The organism is Pedosphaera parvula Ellin514 (assembly GCF_000172555.1).
Lineage (GTDB): Bacteria > Verrucomicrobiota > Verrucomicrobiia > Limisphaerales > Pedosphaeraceae > Pedosphaera.
The window spans coordinates 45,299-68,845 of record NZ_ABOX02000004.1 but is presented as its reverse complement, the minus strand read 5'-3'; the positions used below and the strand labels follow the sequence as shown (position 1 = coordinate 68,845).

General features: G+C 50.6%; 21 protein-coding genes. 12 read left to right on the top strand and 9 right to left on the bottom strand.

From position 1 onward, the window contains the following. Window positions 1-24: 24 nt before the first annotated feature. The gene (locus CFLAV_RS04095; RefSeq protein WP_007413365.1) at window positions 25-1,176 is read left to right on the top strand and encodes a hypothetical protein; all 1,152 of its coding nucleotides are present in this window, start codon (window positions 25-27) and stop codon (window positions 1,174-1,176) included. Between the two features lie 51 nt (window positions 1,177-1,227). On the opposite strand, the gene CFLAV_RS37550 is transcribed toward CFLAV_RS04095, so the two are convergent. Then, on the bottom strand, window positions 1,228-1,641 hold the full coding sequence (locus CFLAV_RS37550; RefSeq protein ID WP_083808750.1) for a ribosomal maturation YjgA family protein: 414 nt from the start codon (window positions 1,639-1,641) through the stop codon (window positions 1,228-1,230). 115 nt (window positions 1,642-1,756) lie between these two features. Here CFLAV_RS37550 and CFLAV_RS04085 point away from each other — a divergent pair, with 115 nt between their 5' ends. Next, the gene (locus CFLAV_RS04085) at window positions 1,757-2,911 is read left to right on the top strand and encodes a Gfo/Idh/MocA family protein (protein ID WP_007413363.1); all 1,155 of its coding nucleotides are present in this window, start codon (window positions 1,757-1,759) and stop codon (window positions 2,909-2,911) included. Between the two features lie 6 nt (window positions 2,912-2,917). Continuing rightward, window positions 2,918-3,817: a sugar phosphate isomerase/epimerase family protein gene (locus tag CFLAV_RS04080; RefSeq protein WP_007413362.1), complete on the top strand. Its 900-nt coding sequence runs from the start codon at window positions 2,918-2,920 to the stop codon at window positions 3,815-3,817. 23 nt (window positions 3,818-3,840) lie between these two features. On the opposite strand, the gene CFLAV_RS04075 is transcribed toward CFLAV_RS04080, so the two are convergent. Continuing rightward, a complete protein-coding gene (locus CFLAV_RS04075; RefSeq protein WP_007413361.1) occupies window positions 3,841-6,369 on the bottom strand; it encodes a tetratricopeptide repeat protein in 2,529 nt (842 codons plus the stop codon). A gap of 192 nt (window positions 6,370-6,561) precedes the next feature. After that, window positions 6,562-7,989, bottom strand: a complete 1,428-nt coding sequence (locus tag CFLAV_RS04070) for a protein O-mannosyl-transferase family (RefSeq protein WP_007413359.1) — start codon at window positions 7,987-7,989, stop codon at window positions 6,562-6,564. A gap of 151 nt (window positions 7,990-8,140) precedes the next feature. Here CFLAV_RS04070 and CFLAV_RS04065 point away from each other — a divergent pair, with 151 nt between their 5' ends. The 6 genes from CFLAV_RS04065 to CFLAV_RS04035 all read left to right on the top strand — a co-directional run bounded on the left by CFLAV_RS04065 (window position 8,141) and on the right by CFLAV_RS04035 (window position 12,214). Then, window positions 8,141-8,512: a cupin domain-containing protein gene (locus CFLAV_RS04065; protein WP_007413358.1), complete on the top strand. Its 372-nt coding sequence runs from the start codon at window positions 8,141-8,143 to the stop codon at window positions 8,510-8,512. A 185-nt stretch (window positions 8,513-8,697) separates the two neighbouring features. Beyond that, on the top strand, window positions 8,698-9,213 hold the full coding sequence (locus CFLAV_RS04060) for a hypothetical protein (protein WP_040546892.1): 516 nt from the start codon (window positions 8,698-8,700) through the stop codon (window positions 9,211-9,213). Between the two features lie 428 nt (window positions 9,214-9,641). After that, a complete protein-coding gene (locus tag CFLAV_RS04050) occupies window positions 9,642-9,953 on the top strand; it encodes a hypothetical protein (RefSeq protein WP_040546888.1) in 312 nt (103 codons plus the stop codon). 138 nt (window positions 9,954-10,091) lie between these two features. Continuing rightward, window positions 10,092-10,466: a hypothetical protein gene (locus CFLAV_RS04045; protein WP_007413354.1), complete on the top strand. Its 375-nt coding sequence runs from the start codon at window positions 10,092-10,094 to the stop codon at window positions 10,464-10,466. A 67-nt stretch (window positions 10,467-10,533) separates the two neighbouring features. Beyond that, window positions 10,534-11,415 (top strand): sugar phosphate isomerase/epimerase family protein, encoded by an 882-nt coding sequence (locus CFLAV_RS04040; protein WP_007413353.1) that lies wholly within the window; start codon window positions 10,534-10,536, stop codon window positions 11,413-11,415. A gap of 121 nt (window positions 11,416-11,536) precedes the next feature. After that, complete coding sequence (locus tag CFLAV_RS04035; RefSeq protein WP_150107263.1) at window positions 11,537-12,214, top strand: nucleotidyltransferase family protein; 678 nt, start codon at window positions 11,537-11,539, stop codon at window positions 12,212-12,214. Here the strand turns inward: CFLAV_RS04035 and CFLAV_RS04030 are convergent. The 5 genes from CFLAV_RS04030 to CFLAV_RS04010 all read right to left on the bottom strand — a co-directional run bounded on the left by CFLAV_RS04030 (window position 12,193) and on the right by CFLAV_RS04010 (window position 17,571). Further along, window positions 12,193-14,346: a xanthine dehydrogenase family protein molybdopterin-binding subunit gene (locus CFLAV_RS04030; RefSeq protein WP_007413351.1), complete on the bottom strand. Its 2,154-nt coding sequence runs from the start codon at window positions 14,344-14,346 to the stop codon at window positions 12,193-12,195. The genes CFLAV_RS04035 and CFLAV_RS04030 overlap by 22 nt on opposite strands. After that, complete coding sequence (locus CFLAV_RS04025; protein ID WP_007413350.1) at window positions 14,339-14,821, bottom strand: (2Fe-2S)-binding protein; 483 nt, start codon at window positions 14,819-14,821, stop codon at window positions 14,339-14,341. The genes CFLAV_RS04030 and CFLAV_RS04025 overlap by 8 nt, the downstream gene beginning before the upstream one ends. 161 nt (window positions 14,822-14,982) lie before the next feature. After that, on the bottom strand, window positions 14,983-15,660 hold the full coding sequence (locus CFLAV_RS04020; RefSeq protein ID WP_007413349.1) for a response regulator: 678 nt from the start codon (window positions 15,658-15,660) through the stop codon (window positions 14,983-14,985). A gap of 173 nt (window positions 15,661-15,833) precedes the next feature. Continuing rightward, on the bottom strand, window positions 15,834-16,319 hold the full coding sequence (locus CFLAV_RS04015; protein WP_007413348.1) for a universal stress protein: 486 nt from the start codon (window positions 16,317-16,319) through the stop codon (window positions 15,834-15,836). A gap of 295 nt (window positions 16,320-16,614) precedes the next feature. Next, window positions 16,615-17,571, bottom strand: coding sequence for an ankyrin repeat domain-containing protein (locus CFLAV_RS04010; protein WP_007413347.1), 957 nt, complete (start codon window positions 17,569-17,571; stop codon window positions 16,615-16,617). 160 nt (window positions 17,572-17,731) lie between these two features. Here CFLAV_RS04010 and CFLAV_RS04005 point away from each other — a divergent pair, with 160 nt between their 5' ends. Then, window positions 17,732-20,941, top strand: a complete 3,210-nt coding sequence (locus tag CFLAV_RS04005; RefSeq protein ID WP_007413346.1) for a CsgG/HfaB family protein — start codon at window positions 17,732-17,734, stop codon at window positions 20,939-20,941. 446 nt (window positions 20,942-21,387) lie between these two features. On the opposite strand, the gene CFLAV_RS03995 is transcribed toward CFLAV_RS04005, so the two are convergent. Further along, window positions 21,388-21,753, bottom strand: a complete 366-nt coding sequence (locus CFLAV_RS03995; RefSeq protein ID WP_007413345.1) for a hypothetical protein — start codon at window positions 21,751-21,753, stop codon at window positions 21,388-21,390. A gap of 106 nt (window positions 21,754-21,859) precedes the next feature. Between CFLAV_RS03995 and CFLAV_RS03990 the strand changes: the two genes are divergently transcribed. Together CFLAV_RS03990 and CFLAV_RS31795 are read left to right on the top strand one after the other, a co-directional pair. Next, complete coding sequence (locus CFLAV_RS03990) at window positions 21,860-22,120, top strand: hypothetical protein (RefSeq protein WP_007413344.1); 261 nt, start codon at window positions 21,860-21,862, stop codon at window positions 22,118-22,120. Window positions 22,121-22,645: 525 nt separating this feature from the next. After that, window positions 22,646-23,452, top strand: coding sequence for a holo-ACP synthase (locus CFLAV_RS31795; RefSeq protein WP_007413342.1), 807 nt, complete (start codon window positions 22,646-22,648; stop codon window positions 23,450-23,452). Window positions 23,453-23,547 lie beyond the last annotated feature (95 nt).

Below are 23,547 nucleotides of genomic sequence, written 5' to 3'. Positions count from 1 at the left end.
ATCAGCAAATAAAAAGGAATAGTTATGAAAATATTACTGGCAGCTGGGGCGCTCTTGCTCGGCTTAGGTTCAAGCAAAGCAGACCTGAATATTCAAGAAGGCAGGGTGGCAGAGGCCCGGCAGATACTGCTTTTAGCACAGGCTCCTCAAGCGGAGCCACCACCTGATCCGGAGCTTGCGCCTGCCCCCCCGATTGCTGATTCTGCGTCTGGACGCGTCCGAGGCGAGCCGGGTGGTGCAAAGATGCGGTTACAGTCTGTTGTAACCGGACCCGGGCAGGAGAGTAGAAGTCAGGTTCAACCGGGCATGGTGGATCCGACCACAGGACTTCCCGTCACAGCTCCAATTGCTCCTGGATCTGCAGCTGCGGACCCTTTCGGAGCCGGGCCTGGCCGAGCCGAGGGTGGTGGAAGAAATATGCGGTTTCAGTCGGTCTTAACCAGACTAGGGCAGGATGGCGGAAGCCTGGTGATTCGATCCGGCGATGTGGATCCGAAGAGCATTTCCACGATTGAAGAGGATATGAATGTCATGTCCCGCATACTCGAAAAGGCAGCTGAAAAGCGGGGAGTCGATGAGATGCGCCGCGTAATGGGCGTCCGGCTATCCACCTTCGGTGACGAGCTGAAGAACATGCAAATTGAGAATTATGGTGTGATTTTTTTGGTTAAAGTGAATTTCCCGCTTTCCGGTCCCCCGGAACACATCGCGGAAAGCAAACCGAATCAGCAGACCAATTCGGCATGGGAGGAAGCAAAAAGAGAAGTCTATGGCCAACGAAGAGGGGTAACGGTGGACGAATTTCAGGCTGTGCCCGGCAAACCTCCAGAAGAACAGTATAATCCAAAGCGAGTTGATGAACTGAAAGAGTCGCTTGTTAACGCCCTGAAGAATGCGAGTAATATTCGAGGTCTGAAGGAGGATGATTCAGTCACAGTGGTTGTAACTTCAGCCGCGACATCTGATTCGTTTGTCCGGAGAATGGTAACGCTACAGCATGACCTTTTGGCGAATCCTGAGGTGGTTTCTCAGAAAGAGGAAAGAGGTGTTACGGATGTAGCCAGGACCAAGTCCACGCTTACCATCAAGGTGAAGAAAGGCGACATTGATGCGGTTGCCAAGGGAAAACTGGATGCGGACGGGTTCAAAAAGAGAATCGCCATCTCTTTGTACTAAAGAGCCAATCAAGAGAAGGGAAACCGGCAGCGTTGAGAACGTTGCCGGTTTTTATTTTGTCGCGGGTTGGTTTGTGTTGCGTCGTTGAAAGTGATGCCTGGCGGCATTTTCAAGGATGATCCCCATGAGAATTCCTACGCCATAGCAAAGAAGGTCACTCCAAAGAAACTCGAATCCAAGAATCAAACCGCCGAGGCGGGTGTGTCGGATGGCATCAATCCAAGGAGCGTGATACAGTTGGCTGATTTCGATCGAGGCCGAGAATGTGGCAGTGGCGGCAGCAATTCGCAGAGTGCTAACGGATGGGAAAATAAATCCGAATCCCAGAAAGACCATCAACGCCCAAAGAATGTCTCCTATAAAGAGCGGGAAGACGCTGGAATAGTGACGGGATGCCAGTCCAAGACCGATTACCGCAATAATCCCAACGCCATAGATGAGGCGGCTTCTAGAATTTTGGGTTATTTGTGAGTGTTCCTTCAAACGTGTTACGAGAGTTAAGGAGTCTTTAAGAGATGACCAGCCTCAAATGCAAAAATTCACAATTTGAAATTTTTGAAGTGCTCTCTAGAATCCTTCCATGGACAAAGTGCGTATCGGCATCATTGGCATGGGAAACATTGGCAAACACCATGCCTCGTACCTGATGGCGGGAAAGGTGAATCGTTGCGAGCTTGTAGCGGTTTGCAGCACCTCGCCCGGCAAGTTGCAATCCTACAAGCCGCTCAAGATTTATGATGATGCGGAGAAGCTCATCAAATCGGGTGAAATAGATGCCGTCTTGATTGCCACACCGCATTACCAACACACGAGCCTGGGGATTGCCGCGTTGGAAGCTGGTTTGCATATCATGGTGGAAAAGCCGATTTCAGCGCACAAAGCGGATGCGGAGCGATTGATTGCAGCGCATAGGAAACACAAAGAATTGGTTTTTGCCGGTATGTTCCAACTGCGTTGCGAACCGCGTTATTTGAAAATTCAGAAGTTGATCCAGAGCGGTGAACTTGGCGACATCGCCCGACTGAGCTGGATCATGACTGATTGGTATCGCACCGAAGCGTATTATTCCAGTGGCGGCTGGCGCGCCACGTGGAAGGGGGAGGGTGGCGGCGTTTTGTTGAACCAATGTCTGCATAATCTGGACGTGCTCCAATGGTTGTGCGGCATGCCCTCGAGCGTGCGGGGTTTCTGTCAACTCGGGCGTTATCATAACATTGAGGTTGAAGACAACGTTACCTCATATTTGGAATATCCGAACGGCGCGACTGGTGTGTTTATCACCTCAACCGGTGAAGCTCCGGGCACGAACCGTTTTGAGATTGCGGGCACAAAGGGAAAGATTGTTCTCGAAAAGGACAAGCTGCATTTCACCCGCAACGAAGCGGACATGATTGAATTCAGCAAGACTTCCAAGGTGGGCTTTATGAAGCCGGAAGTTTGGAATGTCGAAATCCCATTCGAGAATGCACCAGCTCCGCATGCGACCTTGATGCAGAATTTCGTGGATGCCATTCTGGATGGTGCGCCCTTGATAGCTCCGGGTGAAGATGGGCTTTATTCAGTCGAACTGGCGAATGTCATGCTATATTCCTCCTTGATAGACAAAGCGGTGAAGATGCCAATGGACAGCGGAGCATTTGAAGCAAAGTTGAACGAGTTGGTCACGAATTCGAAACATCAGAAAAAAGTGGTGGAAGTTTCCACGGAAGATTTTACGAAGTCATTTAATCGCTGAATATTTATGATTTTAACAGGAATTGGAGATGAAGCAGGCGCGTCGATAGACTCGCAGATCAAAGCCACCAAGGAACTGGGCTGGAAATATATTGAGATGCGCGCGGTGGAAGTACCGGGCTTTCCCAAGGCCAACCTGCACGACATTCCCGAACCCGCTTTTGACATGCTGGTGGACAAGCTCACGAAGGCTGAATTGGGGGTTTATTGTTTCGGCTCAGCGATCATGAACTGGGCCAAGAAGGTGGAGGACCCGTTTGATATCACATTGGGCGAGGTAAAGCGTGCCATTCCGCGCATGCAGAAACTCAAGACCAAGTTCATTCGCATCATGAGCTATAAGCCAAAGGAAGCTGAGGAGAAAACGCCAGCAGTGGTGTTTGAGCGGGTGCGCGAAGTGACAAACATGTTTTTGGATGCCGGGATTCAGTCGGTGCATGAGAATTGCATGAATTACGGCGGCATGAGTTCGCAACATGCGCTCGAGATGCTGGAGAAATGTCCAGGTCTCAAATGGGTATTTGATACCGCAAATCCGATTTTCAATGCTGATCGCAAAGGTCCAAAGCCCTGGGCGAAGCAGGACCCTTGGGAATTCTGGACTCAGGTGCGTGATCATACAGCCCATATCCACATCAAGGATGCAACGTGGGTGTCAGCGAAGAATGACGCGGATTACAACTGGCCGGGTGAAGGCAAGGGCCGTGTGCGCGACATTTTGAAGGATGCGTTCGCACGTGGGTATGATGCGGGCATTTCCATCGAACCTCACATGGTCGTGGTCTTCCATGACGCGCATGTAAAAGCCGCGTCCGAAGATGCGACACGTGAGAATTACGTGGAGTATGGTCGCCGCCTGGAAAAAATGATCAAAGAGATCAAGGCTGAGCTGGGTCAAAAGGTTTAAGCATCAGTTTTTTTCGGCATCGATTATCTGCCTGACACATAAGTGTGCATTTCGTTTAGGAATCGATGCTCGGGCGGACTCGCTTTGATCTGGGTGTATTTGTTATCCTGCCAGACAATGAGATCCAGTTGCGGGTCTTTGCTGGTGTCCCGGGCGTAAGAATACTGTGGAAAGGTATGAACACGAATTCCGTAAACCGCCACGATAATGCCTCCCTTCTTCAAGCCGGCCTGGGCTGTTCGCTCATTTGTTGATGTGATGACTGCACCATCAGTTGGGGCAGAGGTGAAATCCTTGAGGGCAACATGCTCGATGCCATTGGGGAACAGAGATTTGACGCGGCTTTCGAAGACGGAATCATAATCTGTTTTGCCAGTTTTGGCCCTGTAGCGTTCGCAAAAGTGCATCAATTCGTCGGAAGTTTTATAGCGTTCTTCTATTTTTTTGTAATAATCCAGGGCTTCCAGATAATTTCCTGTGGATTCCAGAAATTCGGCTTTGGTTTGAAGACCTACTGACGAGTAGGTCTCGGCGGCTGAGTCTGCCAGCTCTGAGGCCTGTTTGATCTGACCTTTTTTCACGTAATATTTTATGAGGTAACTCGCGTGATAGGATGCAGAAATCGAGTCATCACATGCCTTCATGCCTTTTTGATAGTAGTTGGCGGCCTTTTCTTCATTACCCGCGTGCTCGAAGTATTCGCCAAGATTGTAGTAGCGATAGGGATCAATCGCAGCCGTTTTAGCGAGGAGCGTTTCGTAAGCTCCAGGGTTGTTGGTGAGGGTTTTGGACAACTGGTACATCAAATCACCATCGTAATCCAGGATGGGACGGTAGATGGCTTCGGTCTGTTCGTAATTAGCGTTCTTCTTATATTTGATTCTGCAGAGGGAGTACGAAATATCGCAATCGTAAGGGGCAATCTCATGCAACAGTTCAAGGCGCGTCACCGAATTGGGTTGTCGGACGAGATTGGAGTGGTCCAATCGGGGATAGGGATCATAAGCAGTACCCGGTGGCGGATTGTGGCTATGCCACTCGTCGACATGGGGAGGTTTGGGCTGGTAATGCGGTGCGACCGGGACGTCATAGTAAATCTGGTTCCAAGCCCTGGTGGGAACCAAATGCGGGAACGTGGTGGTGACGGTGAGGCAATCATCAATAGACGCACGATGGGAGCTTTGATCCGTGCAGTTATAGAGGCGAACGAATGGATAGAGGCGGAGCTCCTGGAAAATTCCGTCACACTTCTGGGAGAACTCGCGAGCCGCTTCAGGCACGCCCCATTTGTTTGCCAGAAAATCATAATTATTCACTACGGCGTGGCAAATGTGGTGCTGGAAGAAGGTGGCCCACTGGCCCCAGCCGATGACCTGAACTTCTGTCGTGCCGTTAGTCATGGGGGAAAGGCAACGCCCGGGCATTTGATTCAGGGCTGTGATGGCTTCGGCAGCTTTCAGTGCGTGGCCCTTCGAAAGCTGGTAGACCTCTGTGAATTCGCGCAGTTCCAATGGAAGGCTGAGCCTGGACATGACATGGCCCAATTGAACGGAGTATTCGCGTGCATTGACAATCCGACAAAAATCCGGTTGTTGAATTTTCAAATTATCCGGCAGTTGTTCCCACGCGAGATTGCAGTTGGCTGAGATGGCGTAGGCACGGAAATGCTCCACCTGTTCGAGCAACGACCGGTCCTTGACGGCTGCGAGAGGACGAAAATCGTGAGTATTACGTGCATGGATGGCACGCGACCAGGCAGCAAGGTCGGGATTGGCTTGATCAAGTAATTTTATCTGTTCCAAAGCATCACGCTGATTGTTGCTCAGGGTGGAGAGCAAAGCCTGGGCAACGAGTCCCTCTGGCCCGTAGGCGCGATTGCTTGCGAGGGCTTTTGCGAACGCCAGATGCGCGGTCATGCGGGAAAGAGGCGAGCGGATGTCGAAAAAAGAACCGGAGTTTTCCCGCAGGGCAAAAGTTCCCAGAAGTGCGGCTGCTTTTTCATGCGGAACCGGGTTTGAAAAATCGGAGCGCAAGGCGGTGGATAACGCCTTATTTTGAGTTTCAATATTGGTGGCCGTCAAATTCAACAAAGAGTGGAGCAGGGCGAGATCCGATGGCGCTGGTGTTTTGGATGCCGGCAGTTCCAGGGAATCAAAAACGGCTTTGGTAAAGGCAGAGTAGGTTTCAGGGGACCAAATGTTGTTGGTGACTTCCAAGGTGTAATCAAAGGATTTTCCAGGCAAGGAAACGGCGAGCTTGTATTTGGGGAAACCGTAACTGATCGGGGTGATTTCCTCTGCCGTAACAATCTCGGCCTTAACCTTGGGCTGAGCCTGATGTTTCGCGTAATAAGCCATTTCGGCTATATCAGCAGTGATGAGTTCCACAACGAATTGGGACTCGTCCTGGACGCGGGTTTTAAAATACTTTTCCCTGTTGGAGGCGGCATTGGGTTTGACGCCATCTCCCTGGCTACAGCCGATTAAAGTGATAGTGAGAAGCGCCGGGAGGAGAAACCACAACAATAGGTGAAATATGGACAGTTTTCGCATGGAAGGTGGAAGCAATTGTCTAGTTTTGATTTTCTTAGCCTCTTAATGGCAAAGCGTCGACATAGGAGCAGCTATGGTGCCATGGAGGTTCAGGCCCGGAGGTATGGTGATAGTTGCGCCGACCGTCCATGTAAACAATATGCCCCTCCCATACTGTTTCTGCAGTTGGATCGGCGTTGGAAGCAAGTGTTCCTACACGGATGAGGGAATGTTTTGGCTGCAATCAGACTTGGTATCGCCCAGCTGCGAACCGAGCAGGATGAGACCGCACCCGCTCCAGATGGCGAGGACAAGGTGCGAAGCGGTGAAGTAGGTTTTGACGAGGTCTCGTCCTGACTTATCTGTTGGCGGATTCAAGAGTGCCAACATGAGGAATGCCAGGCAAAGATAAACCGCCAGCAATCCCAACAGCCACCTCTTTTCCGTTGTCCGCATTCTGTGCAAAAGGCAGAACGGTATCAGGGCAATAAGCAGGTAGGTAAAACCAAATTCGCTTACAGCAACCTCGCCATACATCCAAACCTGTTCGGCAAATCGTTCGAGGTTCGGCGTTGCTTGGATTCTCTCGTACTGGCCGCGAGTCAGCACATGAAAAAAGCCTTCTGCAGTGCGCGGATATCCGCAGTTTGACGGAGGATTGGTCACTGAAGCAATGGGCAGGTAAAAATACAGCAACAAGCCCACGAAAAGCATAATGCTGCAAATCAAGGTAGTTTTCCATTGGGTAAGAAACTTTCGAGACCAGATAATGAGTGCAAGGCAAAGAATGCCTGAAGCAATGGCAATCCAGTCGTAATAGGCGCGCACGGAAACGGTGAAGCCTTCTCCGGAAAAGATATATTCCCACTTCTGCGCCAAAAGCAGCGCGGTCAGCAGGACACAATTCGCAAAAAATATCTCGCGCCCCAGCTCGCGGTCCTGGAAAAGGATAAATAGTTGAAGGCCGAGCGCGACTGTCAGTAGCGCCTCACTGTTGGTCAGGGTCAGACCATAAGCAAAGCAGGCGGCGTAAAGGTAAGATTTTCGATCAGGCGCATAAGCCCACCGCATCAAAAGGCAAAGGACAATGGAAAGCAGCAGCAGGGTCAATGGCCAGACATCCACAACCACGGCCATCTCCCAGACAGCGCCATCGAATCCAAATGCCATTCCGGCAATACAACCGCAAGTTACGCGAAGCTGAGTTCCTTCATTTGGCGGAAGTCGCTTGAATCCAAGGATTCCTTCCATAATAAGTGCACCGCCACGAGATACCATCAGCGCAACGATGCCACAGGTCAGCGCTCCTGCGGTGGCGGAGGAGACTGCCAGGCGCCAGGCAATATTTGAGATAGGCAGTAGTTGCGTAAATAGCCATCCGTAAATCGTCCAAAGTGGATAGCCGGATGGGGGCATCACACCGGCATACATGGCACCGGTGGAATAGATTCCAGATCTCTCCAGAGTCAGATTCGGTGCCAGCGTGAATAAATAGCCGACCAGCATTATCATGGTTGTCAGCCCGAAGCTTAACCAGTCTGCCCGTTGAAATAATTGAGCGTAAACCGGAGTTGTTGGAACAGGTTCTCCAGTATGTATGGGCGCGTGGTCTGCTCCGTGAGAAAGCGTTATATCGTTCATCGTCGAGCAACGACCATCTCATTCCAAATGGTTGTTACCAGATAGACACCACCTCGAAACGAATTTGTATAAGGCAGGAGAGTCGAATGCTGGAACCCTCCCTTGCGAAGTACCTTAAACTGAAGTTTCTTTATTTAGAGAAAGGAGTCTTATGGAAGCACTGCTGACAAAAATGGAAAAAAGAGAGATGACTCATCCCGATGAGAAGCGATCGTTTGCCAAGGGCGAAGTGGACCTCGTGAATTTAGGCGGGGTGTCTTTTGGCCGGGCCACTTTGCAGCCGGGTTGGAAATGGTCAACCTGTGTAAAGCCGATTGCCAAAACTGAAAGCTGTCAGGCCTCGCACCTTCAATATCATATTTCAGGGCGGCTGCGGGTGCGCATGGATGATGGCAGTGAAGAGGAGTTCGGGCCAGGCGACGTCTCCTCCCTGCCGCCGGGGCATGATGCCTGGGTGGTGGGAGATGAGCCCGTGGTAGTGATTGATGTCACCGGCATGGAAAACTACGCCAAGAGGACTTGAGTCTCCGAGGTTTGCGAAAGCTCATTTCGCTTCGCCAAGCAGAGTGTCTCATTGCTGTGCAGAGTCTAGACATCAGAGACGTTTGACGGGATAGAGCCTGTATAATGGTGAAGAACCTGGCGCAGGCTCATAAAAAATCTGTTGGCATCCGCCTTGCTTTTGATGGATGTGAATAGCAATAGCAGATGTTTATGGATTTAAGCTCGGACGAACTGGAGATTTTGGACTACTTAAGATGCCGAGGCGGAGAATATGTCGCCATAGCAGAGATTTGCCGCCGGGCGGGAGGACGAAAGAAATTCCTGGAAAGTCCAAATTGGGCGAAGAACATGATGAGTCGTTTGGTTGAAGGTAATCTGCTGCAGGTGGATGAGCGAGGGCATTTCCGCTTCAAGATGAACAACGGGGTGCCAGCGGAAAAAAGGAAGGCCGAAGGCTATCCGCATCCTGATTCACGCGTGAGCGGAGAAGATTATTTCCCCCGGCGGCAAAAGACAGGAGTGGTGGACGATAACTATTTTCCTCCAACGGAGCCGGTTCCTCAGATTATTGATGAAAGCTATTTTCTTGCGCCTAAAGAGCATTTACCTGAAATGAAAGAAGCGACCGACGCTGCAAAAACCGACCTTCCTACTTCCCACATCGTTGACGAGGATTACTTTCCCGCGCCTGAAGCGCAAAGACCTCAAACAAAACAATAGCGGTCGTCTCGAAATGATAAACTGACTTGGGAGGCAAACTTCCAAATTCCTTGTCCATTCAACTAAAAACAATCGAAGAATTCCAATTGTACATACAATTGGATCTTCGGAGGGTAAATGGATTCAAACGTTACTTCTTCGACAGCTTGACCGGCTCTTCCTTGGGCTTGGTCAAAACGGCAGCCAAAAGGGCAGGCCAAAAGCAAACTATAATTCCGAGGGGGACGCAGATAAGACCCCAAATGTTCGAATCCATAATGGGAAAATGTTAATGAGTCGGAATAGTTTGGCAATAAAAAGTATAAAGTCGTTCAATATTGACCGGTTTTTGCATCGGAAGTTCTTGTTTATTAGTTATTTGGATTGGAATATTTTAGTGCATTTACAGTCTTCATTTTGGAGGTGAAATGCTTTATTATGGGTGGCTCATGACAACAGGTTCAAAAGTGATTTGTATTGATGGCAGTTTTCCGGGGCCGTTGAAGAAGCTTTATACGGCGTTGCCAGTGAAAGGTGAGACTTACACCATACGCTCGGTTTATCCGGCACGGGGTATTGCGTTCCCCACCAAACCCGGTGCCGCTGACGGAGAAATCGGAGTGTTGCTCACTGAATTGATCAATCCTCCAGATCCGCGAAGCAAATATGGCCTGGAACTCGGTTTCAAAGCTGAGAGGTTCAGAGAGATTGAGGAAATGGAAGCAATCCATTCTGAAGTTGAGGAGTTGGAGGCCACCTAACATTACTGGGATTAGCAGCGGGTCTTTACCATTGCCTTGCCATTTATGTGGCAAGGCAAGTTTTACGCAATCTTGTAGGACAAAATTTCCGATAAACTTCTTTTCATCGAGGTAGTCTTGTTCTAAAACCTAGCGGGCATGAAGGGTTGGGGAGTAATTACCTGTGGACTGATTTGCAGCCTCCTTTTAGTGGGTTGCAAGCACGAGGTGCTGCCGGCGATCCGTGACGGAGCAATACTGCGGAAGGACTGCCTTCATTTATGTACGCAACTCCCCAATGGTTATGTTCCCAGCCAGGATTGGCCAGAGTCGATCCGGCGGCTGTGTCCGGCGCAAGTGGTCCGCAGTTCCAATGTCATCGAAATTGTTGTTCATCAAAGCGAAACAGAGCTGAGCGGATACGTGGTGTTGGAGGGGGATCAAACGGCGCCACTCATCCAATATTCCAGCATCAAGCCGACAGGGCTGGATGGGATTTACGAGTTTGAACTGCCTTTCACGAGCAACTTTTAGCTTGATCCTTCAAATCCTGATTCAGTTCTGCTTCCATTTTTTTTCAGTTTCAGGTTACATGTGACTTATGAAACCAAATCTACAATTTTTACTTTCCTGCATTGGCGCTTTCAGCTTTGTGCTCTCCGCAGCCCCGATGACCAACGCGGCCGAAGTGGGAACCGGTTCCAGTTTCAAAGGGCCCATTGGACTCCAGCTCTACAGCTTGCGTGATCAATTCAAAAAGGATGTTCCCCAGACTCTGGACGAAGTGCAGAATTTCGGCATCAAGTACGCCGAATTGGCCGGCACCTACAATCAATCGCCGGAAGATTTTAAAAAGGACCTGGAGAAGCGGAACATCCAGGCGGTGAGTGCTCACTTCCCTTATGAGCGTTATCAGAATGATGTCGAGGGGATTGCGAAGGAGGCAAAAGCACTGGGCCTTAAGTACGTTGGCTGCGCCTGGATTCCACATAAGAATCCTTATGATGAGAAGACCTGTCGCGAAGCGATTGCCACATTCAACAAAGCCGGTGAAGCCTTGGAGAAACATGGACTCAAGTTCTTCTACCACGTCCATGGCTTTGAGTTTCAACCCTACGCCGACGGAACGCTGTTGGATTTGATGATGAAGGAAACCAATCCGAAGCATGTGCATTATGAAATGGATGTGTTTTGGATCGTGTTTCCCGGCCGGGATCCTGTGAAGTTGATGGAAAAGTATCCGAACCGCTGGAGCTTGATGCACTTGAAAGACATGAAGAAAGGAACTCAGACCGGAGCGCTTACCGGTGGCACCGATGTGAATAATGACGTGGCGATTGGAACAGGCCAGATTGATTTTGCTCCCATATTGAAGGCCGCGAAGAAAATTGGTGTGAAATATTATTTCATCGAGGATGAGTCGTCCCATTCGGAACAGCAAATTCCTGTGAGCCTGAAAAGCCTGGCTGAAATAAAGTTTTAATTTTCGCAGGCGTTAACGAAGCGTCTTGAACCGAACGGAGTGGTTGCCTGGCAACTACTCCGTTTTAAGTTTTGCAGCCTTACTGCGTTCAATTCGCCGCTGCATTGAAACTTTTCGGTGCGTGAAGCATGATTGGGGCATGACTCACGAGCTGCATTATCCGTTTGCGGCGATTATTCTGGCTGCAGGCAGTTCCACCAGAATGGGACGGCCGAAGCTGCTTCTCCCCTGGAGAGGCACCACGATGTTGGGTCATTTGTTGCAACTGTGGTCTGATTTGGGAACTGACCAGGTGACAGTTGTGACATCTGCAAATGACCGGCCGATTGACGCTGAGCTGGAGCGTCTTGAATTTCCCCTCGCGAATCGAATAGTGAATCCAAATCCGGAACGAGGAATGTTCAGTTCCATCCATTGTGCGGCGAAATGGCAAGGGTGGAAGCCAGGGATTTCTCATTGGGCGGTGGTTTTGGGCGACCAACCGCATCTACAACAGGGCACGCTACAGAAATTGGTAAGTTTTGCGCAGAGTCGTCCAAACAACATCTGCCAGCCTGCCAGGGCAGGCAAACCGAAGCACCCAGTTTTCCTGCCGAGCCAGGTATTCAGGGAAGTGGCGAATTCCCGGGCTGAAACTTTGAAAATTTTTTTGACCGCCGCAAGCGCACGAATCGAGTTGTTGGAACTCGATGATGCGGGATTGGATTTGGATATCGATTATCCGAAGGATTATGAAAGAGCATTAAAGTTGTGCCCTTTGATGAGCACAGGTCCTGATCAGGACTTCAAGGCCTCCTGAGACATGGGCAGGGAACGCAATCGAACTCCAGTCGCATTGAAGATGGCATTGCCGATGGCCGGGGCGATGCCGATGATGGGTGTTTCTCCGGCTCCGGCTGACTGCAGGTCTTTGCGATCTACCAGAACCACCTCAATTTCAGGCACATCACTGAAACGTGGGACGCGATAGCTGGAGAAGTGTGGATTTTTGATTTTGCCGTTTTCGAATTGAATGGCCTCAAACAGCGCACCACCCAAACCCATGACCATCGCGCCTTCAATCTGGTTTTTGAGATGCTCGGGATTGACCACGGCACCGCATTCGAAAGCGGTTACTGCGCGGATTATCTGAACTTTTCCCGATTTGCGGTCCACCGAGACTTCTGCACAGGTGGCAACATAGGAGCCTTTTTCGGTGCCGACTGCGATGCCGAAGCCATGGTTGGACGCTGCTTTCGATTCAGCCCAACCGAAAGTCTTCGCCGCGGCTTCGAGTACGGCTCGCATCCTCGAGTCTTTTAAATTCTTTAGACGAAATTCGAGTGGGTCCATTTTTATGGCATGGGCCATTTCGTCCATCTGCATCTCGCGGGCGAAATGATTGGCTGTGGCTGCAAGACCGCGATAGGACCCCTGACGGAGAGGCGATTTCGTGGAATGAAACTCAGTTTGTTGATGTTCGATTTCGTAAGGTGTGCTGATGCCCGATCCACCAGAATTGTAATTGTGGAATTCCCAGGCGGTGATTGTGCCATCGTTGCGGACACCGCTGGAAATATCAATGATTCCGGCGGGACGAAAATAAGCCCAGGTGAACTCCTCCTCACGTGTCCAAACGAGTTTGACCGGTTTGCCGGCCGATTTGGACAGGCGGGCAGCTTCAACGGCTACTTCCCCTGTATGCTTGCCGCCATAAGCGGAGCCAGTGTCGGGCACGATCACGCGAATATGGTCTTCCGCAATTCCGAAAGCCTCGGCGAGTTCGCCACGCACACCAAAAGGACGTTGCGTGCCGGTCCAGACGGTGAGTTTGTCCTCCTTCCATTCGGCGACGGCTGCGCGGGGTTCCAGTGGTGCATGCGCGATGTAGGCAATGGTATAAGTCTGCTGGAACTTGTGATCAGCCTTTGAGAGAGCCTCTTGAATGGAGGCATCGTTTTGATTTGAGGAGCCGCGTCCAGAGACGGCATTCTTCTTGAGGTAATCGAACAGTTCGGTGCTGGAAGGTTGAGATTTGGCTGTCCATTTCGCTTCGATGGCTGCCAGAGCGCGGTTGGCGAGTTGTATATCCGGTGCAACAACGCCAATGAAATTTCCCTCATGCACGACCGTCACACCTGGCATTGCTTCGGCTGGTTTGGTGTCGAGAGAATCCAGTGTGGCTTCGAAAGCGGAAGGCCGGAGGACCTTGCCATGAAGCATGCCAGGGAGTTTTACATCAGAAGCATACTGGTGTTTGCCGGTGACGAAATCCTGACCGTCTACTTTTGGTGCTGAGGTTCCCGCAATCTTCCACTTGTCCGGGCCGGTGATGGAAGACTTGTCGTCGACAGATTTAACGAGCTTTTGGCCTTTGGTGAGCTGGCCAAAGTTGATGGAATTGTCTGTTCCAGTTTGGGAGATCCTGCCATCGGCAATCACGAGGGAGGTGCGATCGGTCTTGAAATGTTCAGCGGCAAGTTCAAGCAGGGCTTCGCGAGCGGCGGCAGAGACCTTGTGCAGTTGACTCGCCATATCCGGTGTTGTGCGGCTGCCGAAGGTGCCGGCGTCGTATGGTGTCAACTGAGTATCTGCCATGACCAGGCGAATGGAGGAAACAGGTGCGCGAAGTTCCTCGGCAACCGCCTGGGTGAGGGAGGTACGGATGTTTTGACCCATTTCTGCCTTGCCAGTGAATACGGTGATCATGCCATCTTCGCCAATGTGCAGCCAGGCGCTAATCTCCGCAGGCCGCTGGCCTCCACGCGAACTGCGGCGCCGGCCACCCGATTCCTGGGCGAAGGCGGAATCGATGAGAAAGAGCACTACCAGACCGCAGCCCAAGGTCTTGAAGAACTCCCGGCGGCTGGTTTCAAAATGATAGAGCGGCGAGGCTGAAAGTTCGTAGCGCTCAGTTTCCAAAAAGAGATCTGAGGGTTCAGCCTTATTCATGCGCCACCGCCTTCAGGGACTTGGAACCTTGCTTGATCGCGGCGATGATTCGTCGATAGGCACCGCAGCGACAGATGTTGCCATTCATCGCACGGACGATTTCATCGTGCGAAGGACGAGGGTTTTTTTGCAGAAGGGCATAACCGGTAAGAACCATTCCCGAGGTGCAGTAGCCACACTGTAATGCGCCGGCATCCAGGAAGGCTTGTTGGAGTGGATGCAAAGTGCCATTTGGGGCGAGGTTTTCGATGGTGGTGATCTTTTTCTGGCCAAGGTTGCCGATGGAGGTAAGGCAGGACCGGGTGGGAGTGCCATCGATCAGCACGGTGCAGGCGCCGCATTGACCTTCGCCACAGCCATACTTGGTACCAGTCAGATCAAGGTCGTCGCGGAGGACACTCAGCAAGGTGCGCTGCGAATCGGCATCGAGATGCACCTGTTTGCCGTTCACATGTAGTTCAGTGATCCTGGGCATAACGAGATTTCAGCAGTGATGACGCCGGAGCGACCGCATGGTTACAAGACTTTTGCCTGATTTCAATAGAAAGTAAAGCCAACGGGATCTCAAAAAAAATCCTTCGCCGAGGGGGGAGACCATCGGAGAAGGACGATTTACTTTTGAGAGTGGATTGCGACTCAGACCAAAGCAGTTACCGCAGTGGTCTCGATGACACCTTTGGAGATGGCGTAGCGGGTGAGACCGGCAACATCGTGAATGTTGAGCTTGTTCATGACCTGCTGGCGGTGTTTTTCCACGGTCTTAATGCTGATGCCCAGTTCAGAGGCGATTTGTTTGTTGGCTTGCCCTTCAGCAATTAGTTGGAGCACCTCAGCTTCGCGCTCGGTGAGATTGCTGGTTTTTACGTTGCTGTTATTACCATTGGCAAATCCTTCACGAGCGCGGTCGCGAAGGCGTTTGGCGATGGTGGGGCTGAAATAGGCATTGCCAGCATGAATGTCGTGGATCGCATGCACGAGATCGTTGGCTGCAGTTTGCTTGATAAGATAACCAGCTGCACCAGCTTCGGTCAATTTTTGCACATAATCATCGTCACTGTAGGAGGAAAGCACAAGAACCTTGGAGTTTGGTTCGTTTCGGACAATTTGGCGGGTGGCTTCGAGGCCATTCAGCAGAGGCATGGCAATATCCATCACAATTACGTCTGGAGAGAGTTTTTTCGCCAATTGAATGGCTTCCCGGCCCGTGGAGGCTTCCCCCACTATTTCCATGCTGCTTTCACTCAGTAACAGGGCACGGAGGCCCTGACGTACGACGGTATGGTCATCTACCAGCAAAACTTTGATCTTGGACATATAGGTTTATAAGGTTAATTAAAGCTGTCCTTATCTATAACAAATAATGAGGCATCCCATAGTGGTTAAACACCCCATATAATTTCGACACACTGCAAAACCAGGCGCGTTCCTTCAACACATGGAGCAAAGCATGGAACGGACATTCCAGCAGCCAGTGAAATCTCGCCGGGTTATTCCGCTATGAACTCATGTTCCTTTTCCCGAACCACCAGCACCGGGCAGGGAGCATGGCGAACGACCAGTTCGGCTGTGCTGCCCAGGAACACATGTTTAAGACCGGTATAGCCATGCGTGGCGATGATGATGAGGTCAACCTGCATTTCCCTGGCGAGATTAATGACTTCTTCATACGGCCTGCCGATACGCACTTCCGTGTGTACAGGAACAGGTTCCTTTATTTCCTCTGCGGCAAATGCAGCCAGTTTGGTTTTCGTGGTATTCATCATCTGCCCTTCCGGGAGAGTGATTACCACTCCATCCGTGCCAGTAATGAATGAAGACCGTTCCAGCACATAGAGCAGGTATAGTGTCGCACCGAATTGTTCCGCGAAGCGCACAGCGTAGCGTACGGCCTTCGAAGAAAATCCCGAGAAGTCAACCGGCACCAGGATTCGATTCAGTGCCAAGGATGATGTCAGAGGCTGTTTCGTCTCCATGATCCTGATCAAGTTGGGGGTGAATGAGTATTTGAACTGCAGAATCACTCCGAAACTTCATATGGATTAAGGTATTGACTTATCAGGCTGTGTGAACTGGGGATAATACCTGCTTCCTTACGCTTCTGGATAGGCGACGGAGGAGGGGGGTGGGTGCTGAATTTGATGGATAGACAGTTAACAAAGGCTGAAGTCTTTCGGTTGCCATGGTCAGGGCTCTGAGAAGTAGATAAATTACCTGGAAAGGAGGCACGACTGACCTTCGCGAATCGTACCCTAACTTCCAAGGTCGCGATTAGCTCCCAACTTTGGCTGAACTAGCTTTCTTTTGCGCTTCCCGAATGATATTTGCGATTTCAGGGTACCCTTGTTGTCCTGCCATATCTGCTGCGTCATAACGAGGTCCACCGTCGGGATGTTCGTCGTTGTCGGTTGCACTTGCCAAGGGGTCGGCTCCTGCTTCGAGAAGGATTTTAACAGTTTTCATCTCTCCGTTATAGGCAGCAAAAATCAGCGCAGTGTGACCAGAAGGCCCGCGCGCATTCACGTTGGCTCCCTTCGATATTAAAAACTGAATGCTTTGGGGAAAACCACGCTTCGCCGCTTCCATCAAAGCAGTGAAACCGAAATTATCCCTTTTTTCAGTCTTGGCCCCATTTTTAATCAACAGTTCAGCCATTTCCAAATTTCCTGTGCAGGCCGCAGAAATCAGTGGGGTAAATGTCTGCCCTCTTTCATTGGTATAGGCCAACTGATTCACATCGGCTCCCTTCGAGATCAAAAAATCGGCGGATTTGCGTTTGCCGGCCGAAATACTGTAATAAAGCGCGGTGTTCCCATTGCTGCCTCGAGCATTGATGTTGGCGCCGTGCTCAAGGAGGAATTTGAGCAGTGCAGGATCGTCCGTGTCACTGGCGAACGCGAGGACAGTACTGCCAGTTTTATGTGTCGATTTTGTATTTACTTCTGCGCCCTTTCCTACAAGAAGTTTTACCAGTTCCAGGTTTGCTGACTTGGCCGCAATGATAAGAGGGGTCCAGCCTTCCGAATTACGAGTTTCCAATTTAGCCCCGTGAGCCAATACTTTCTTTACAACGGCTATATCACCATTCTCAGTCGCCTTTAGCAGGGAGGCATCAAGGTCTTCGGTTCCAAGCGAAGGCTGGGCCAGGAACAGCGAAAAGAACAGGGCAGTTCCCGATAGATAAAACGAGAGCCGGTTCATCAGGTTTTTGGCAAAAAGCTTTCTCATTGCAAGGGCTGTCGTAGCAAGTGCGTGACCAACAGACCTAGGCTAAATTCAAAACCCCTGGAACACTTCAGTTTCTCGTGTGCACTCACTGGCCAGCAACCTGCTGTGAGGTAAGCTGCGGGATTGTATCTACAAGGGTTGTCCCAGTTTTAAGCATTTTATGTCTCATTTCGGATTTAATGGAGCGCGAAGAAACACTGGTCGTCTGGCCCTGTGCCTCGTGTTTATCCTGACAATGCATTGGCCAAACCCGGCGAGCCAGATTCGTGCGGCGGAGCCGGAGCCCGGAACAATTCCAGGAAGTCAGAAAACAGTCTTGCGATTGGCTATCGGGGGATTTTCAAATTTCAGTGATGCCCAGGACCTGCAGCATCAAGACTTACAGTTGGGAGATTTGTTGGCAGCGAAATTGTCCCAGGAGAAGGGATTTGAGTTAGTCGAACGGCCGGCGATTGAACTGGTGAGAAAGGAAATGGAGATGTCACTGACGCAGCTTTCAAAGCAGGCCGATACCGTTAAGGCCGGGAGATTGCTCAGGGCAGATTGGCTGGTAATCGGTTCCATTTCCGGAGAAAAAGGGACCAACTTCCTGATTGCGAAAATCATCGATGCGAAAACCGGTGTGGTGCGTGATCTGACTGCAGTGCCATTAAGCAGGACGAATCTGATGTCAGCGGCAGATTCATTGACTCAATTCACCATCAATTCGGCAAAGCGAATTTCAACTATTGACCAGCGCATTTTCATCGGAATCGGAGGTTTTGAGGATCTGAGCATTAATAACAAATATCCCGATTTCAGAAAAAGTCTCAGAGCTGCGCTTGAGAAGACATATCAGGGGACGCGTGTGGCGATCGTGGAGAGAAGCATGGTCAATCCATTGCTCAACGAGCTGCGTATGAGCATGGGTGGATTGACGGAAACCGTAGCGAATGGATCGATTGCGCAACCGGCATTTGTGCTGGTGGATGGCTGTTATCAATCCTATCAGGATGAGCAGGCAAAAATCAATCTGGTGCTGAGATTCCAGGAGGTGGGTGGAGGGCAGGAGATCCACTTACTAAAAGAGCCTCCCGGACCGGGATTGGAGCAGAAAGTAACTGGGTTGATAAACGATGATTTAAAAGGGCTGCATCAACGGGAGGCGCGCCCGGCACGAAAGGAGGAGGCCCAGGCGCAATTGGAACGGGGAAAGGAGAGATCGCGTTTGCCACAAGCCTTTAATTCCATTTATCCCCTTGGCGGTTATCCAGGGGGCGGTGATGGCGAGGCCAAACGGCTCAGGAACATTTCCGACGCGATAGCAGCTTTCGAGTCCACAATTTTGCTCGATCCTGACAATGCGGAAGCGAAACTTTACCTAGCGGTTTGTCTGCTGGCGCCGGATATCAATAAAAAAACGGCAGGGCGTGATTATTTGTGTGAAGTGATTGCCGGATCACCTGATGCACACCTAGTAAGACTAGCGCGCGAAGAATTAGTTAAGAGTTACTTTAAGGAGGATGACCGGCACGCATTGGAGCTGATGTTGGCGTTGGCTCGAGACACGGAAGATCCTGTGGAGCGAGCACGGATTCATGGATTGCTTCCTGATCCAGTGGAGCGATTGCATCGAGAGCGACGTTTATCTACCGAGGAAGGGCTTGAGCTTTATTCCAAGCTGTTTTTGGCCCAATGTGAATCTGCTGAGAGGTTAGCGCAAAAAGGACAATTTATAGAGATCCCGGCGGTTGCCGAGAATACGTTTGTTTTGTTTGGCAGGTTGAATGATGGCGATGTCGTGACGGGAGAGAATTATCTTGAAAAGTTTCTACCAAAAGTTTCTGAACAGCATCCGGGGCTTGCTCCTTATATTTGGATTTGCTACACAGAATGGCGAACCTATGGTTCACAAGCCGTTCCCCAGCCTGTTCCCCAGCCCGTATGGGACCGATTGAAAGAATCGCTTGTGTTTTGCCGCGATCAACCTGAGAAAGTCCCGCAAATGTCCACCTTTAAACGTGGGTTTTTGCCGAAGTTATTGGAATTGGCAGTGATGCATAAAGTATATGAACTGGGGGAAATCGCACGCCAGATCAGGCAAGGCAAGGCTGGGGTGGATGACCTCTCTCAAACTCCTTCCGACATACTGTTTTTGGAGGCTTACTGCGAAAGCGAGCAAGGGAAATGGAAGGAGGCGCTGGGGATTTACGAGAGCTTACAAGGTCACGTGGTCTATGCGGAAATGCCCATGGAAGGTCCATGGGGGAAAAAAGGCACGAGAATATTCACCGACGATGCGGTGGGAGTTTGTCGCCAACATCTCGGATTGCAGCCGGGAACCAAATCTTTTTGGACAGAGAAGTTGCGAGAAAAGCCGGAGGAACCGCCCAAAGCATTCAATCTGGGCGCTCCGGAGTTGACGATTGGACGTTCAATTGTTTTCGCATGTGATGGAAATAAAATATGGCTGGCGGATGGTGTGGTGCCATTTGTATATGATTTAGGGGACAAACAGTTAAAGGAGGTTAACTGGCCTGTAAGCTTTGAGCGCAATATTAGCTGCGTGACGGTTGATAAAGAGAGGGTTTGGTGGGGGACACGAGGCAATGGGTTGGTGCAGGTGGATAAGCGAACTGGAAATTACAAAATTTATGATGAAGCAGATGGTTTGCCTCTGCTCAATATCACTTCGCTTGGCAGCGCCGATCAGGGGGGGGTGTGGGTTGGTTATGGCAAGGATATTCTCGGTGGCATGGGATTTATTGACTTACATACAGGAAAGTTTGTTGGTTTTACTCCTGAGCTTGCGAAAAGCACGGTTGCTTCCAGATATGGCGAGTCTTCTGCGCCCGGTAATGAACCTCCGAGAAAGCCTGTATTGGGGATCCAGCAAACTACAAGCAATGACCTATGGATCGCAGAATATACCGGATTGCGGCATTTTTCCATTGCGGAAAAGAAGTGGAGCAGCCCAAGCAACTACGGTCTTCAAGATATTTTCTGCGTGGCGGCGAATACAAACTTTGCCGTTTTTGGAGGACGCGGATATGACGGGGGATTGGTCATCCATAACATAAATGCCAACCAATCCGCCCACGTGCAGATCCACAAGTTCCTAGCCCATAAAATGGGGTCCCTAGCCTTGCCGAATAAATGGGTTTATTCCCTGGCCATGGATGGTGATCATGTGTGGGTGGGCGGGTTGGGATACTTGGCACTTGTGAATGCAAACACAAAAAGGGTGGAAAAGTTATGCGAGTTGGATGTCAGTTTTCCGAACTTTGATAGTTATAGTTCTCACCATTTTCAATGCCTTCAAATTGTCGGTGAAGATCTATGGGTTGGGCTGGACAATCAATTATATCGTCTGCCAAAGGAAGGACCTTAGATTCGGAGGCAGGATTGAGCATTCCGATCAGAAGCTGAGACTGTAAACGCAGTCAGAATGCAAAAGGCTGTGGAAGGGCAGGAACCCTTTAGCCCGGCAGATGGTAAGATTCTGAAGCGAGCCATGTTCCAGGCAGAAAGAGACTGCTTCACAGCGGAATTCTGTTTTAAAGCAATGCCTTTGTTGAGGTATTGGAGAAGAAAATATGACTGTGGGTTGGCTGAAAGAAATTCTTTTGGGGCTGTGTAACCTAAACTTGTCCTCGGGCGTCACAAGCATTGAACATACGAGAGCTCCCACTGTGTGACTGGAGCTGAGGCCAGCCCCGAGTGGGGTTGGCTTTTTTGTTGTTGGATTAATGGCCGCTGGCAATTGGCAAGCGAATCAAACTCCAAGTTGATGAGCAGGGTTGAAATGGACTGTTTTGACTGGAGAACGACTCGGTCTTATTTAAAAAGGTCGAATTGATAGACGCCACTGTCCCTGGTTTTGGAAAGTTTATAAACGGATGATTCAGGTTTCGCATCTGGATCCCGACATATCCAATAACCTCTGGCCTCCACTCCCAATTTCCGCTTGATCAATATTTCGATGTGGTCAGGCTGGCGCAGGACACTGATTGGATACAGCGAGTCGATCGCCCGAGGCCACTTATTGGCTGGTATGTTGTCGGAGCCATCCATGTAGTAGAGATCGAGGCAGTCAATGCGCAGTGCACCGGCATCCTTTATGGCAGGAAGACCAGGGCGATGATGACACCCGACGTAAACCGCAAGTAAAACAAGTACAGCAAATAACAAACGCGCACCCATAAACGCATGGTTAGAGACGTTGGGGGGGAGGTGGAGGTTACAGAGAAGTAAGGGAGATCCCGGTTTTAATCGGCCCGCTCCAACAGCTGCCACCAAATAATGTCGTATGATGATTGGGCGACGAAAAGCCAAGGATTCGAGGCCTGAAAGGGTTGTGGCAAGCTTTACCGAGGGGGGAAGAGCCGGAGAATCCGGGGAAGCCATTTTGTCGGCGGTCAAAGATTGGTTGTGGGAAGGGTGTGTTGGTTTCGTGTCGCAGTATGGCGAGGGCGATGACGGCGTTGGTGGAGACACGCTGGTCGGTATCCATGGCGGCGGATTGGAGGGCCATGGAAAAAAATCGGTGAGTTCCGGACTTTCGCGATGAACGCGGTTGCCAAGCGCGTCGTCACCATTAAAAACATGGATGCACATCGTGCGGAGATAGAACATTTGGGCTTCATAACGAGTGGTATCATCCGCTGAAACTTAAGGATGGAGGAATTCAGACATCGAGAGGACGGTGCTCAAGAAGGAATGTTCGCGCATGGGGTTATTACCCCGTATGCGGTTCTTCAAATAAGTCCTAGTTTTGGCGCAAGCAACACGGGAGGAGGTTTGGAAGTTCCCGGCTGCTGTACCCATTCCTAGAGATCACTTTTCACACTGCTGTTGGTTTTGGAACTTAACGGTTATGCCCAGAGTTTAGTAACATCTGAGACTCGAGCGGACAGCGTTGCAGAACGTTTCATGGCTTTGGCATTCAGTATGGGGAATCCTCGATTTGGGAAGAGGACAAACTTTTTGCAACCTCACAACAGGCGGTGAAACAATTGCGCAAGTTTGAGGTGATGCTGGTTTCCTTAATCGAACCGGAAGGGTATGTCTGTTCACTTTATCTTCAGGGGCTTACATGAACCATGATTTAGATAAAATCCGTTCGGTGGTCGCGCGATATTTCCAGGTGGAGGAGGCGGCGGTCACGGAAGAGTTTATATTTCCGCGCGAGCGTTTGCAGGGCTCGGCGGCGCGCGACACCTTTCATGCCGCGCTGAAGCGCATGGCGGGGATTGATTTGACGACAGCGCACACCGCGAACAGTTACGCAGAACTGATTAGACAAGATGCGAGCGTCCAGCAGAGTCTGCCCATGCCTGCTTTGCGAAAGGAGACAAGGCCAGATACGAATGGGGGCGTGGAAAAAGGAATGTCTGAGCGAGCTTTGATCGGAATCGATATCGAACAGATCGATAACATGCCCTGGAGCGGTGATCCGTGGTCCGAGCCATTCTATTTGGAACATTTCACGGATGCGGAGATTGCGTATTGCCTGAGGAGGCCTGAACCGAAACTATCCTTTTGCGGTGTCTGGGCGGCGAAGGAGGCGGTGATCAAATGTTGTGAAATGCTGACGGCCTTTCATCCCAGGCAGATCGAAGTGATGCACGATGATGTGGGGCGGCCCCGTTTAAGCGTCGAGGGATGGAACCATGGAGCGCATCCACTTGCTTTGAGCATCAGCCATGCGGGTCCGAATGCAGTCGCCGTCTGCGTCTGTGTTAATAACGCAGCCCAGTCAGGCGCCACAGCTATGCCGAACATGATGCCGGGGGAAGACGAACCAGTATTGAGAAGGGGCGCCGGTCCGGGATTGGTGTGGGGCGGTTTGATCGTTGCAGCGCTTAGCCTGATGATCAGCCTGGTCTTACGTTTATTTTGATTTCAAAGGCAATGGTATCTGCACAAGTCGGGCAAATGCCTGGAGGAGCGCGTCAACTCACTGTTGCATTTGTCGATGGAGAGCAGAATTGAGAA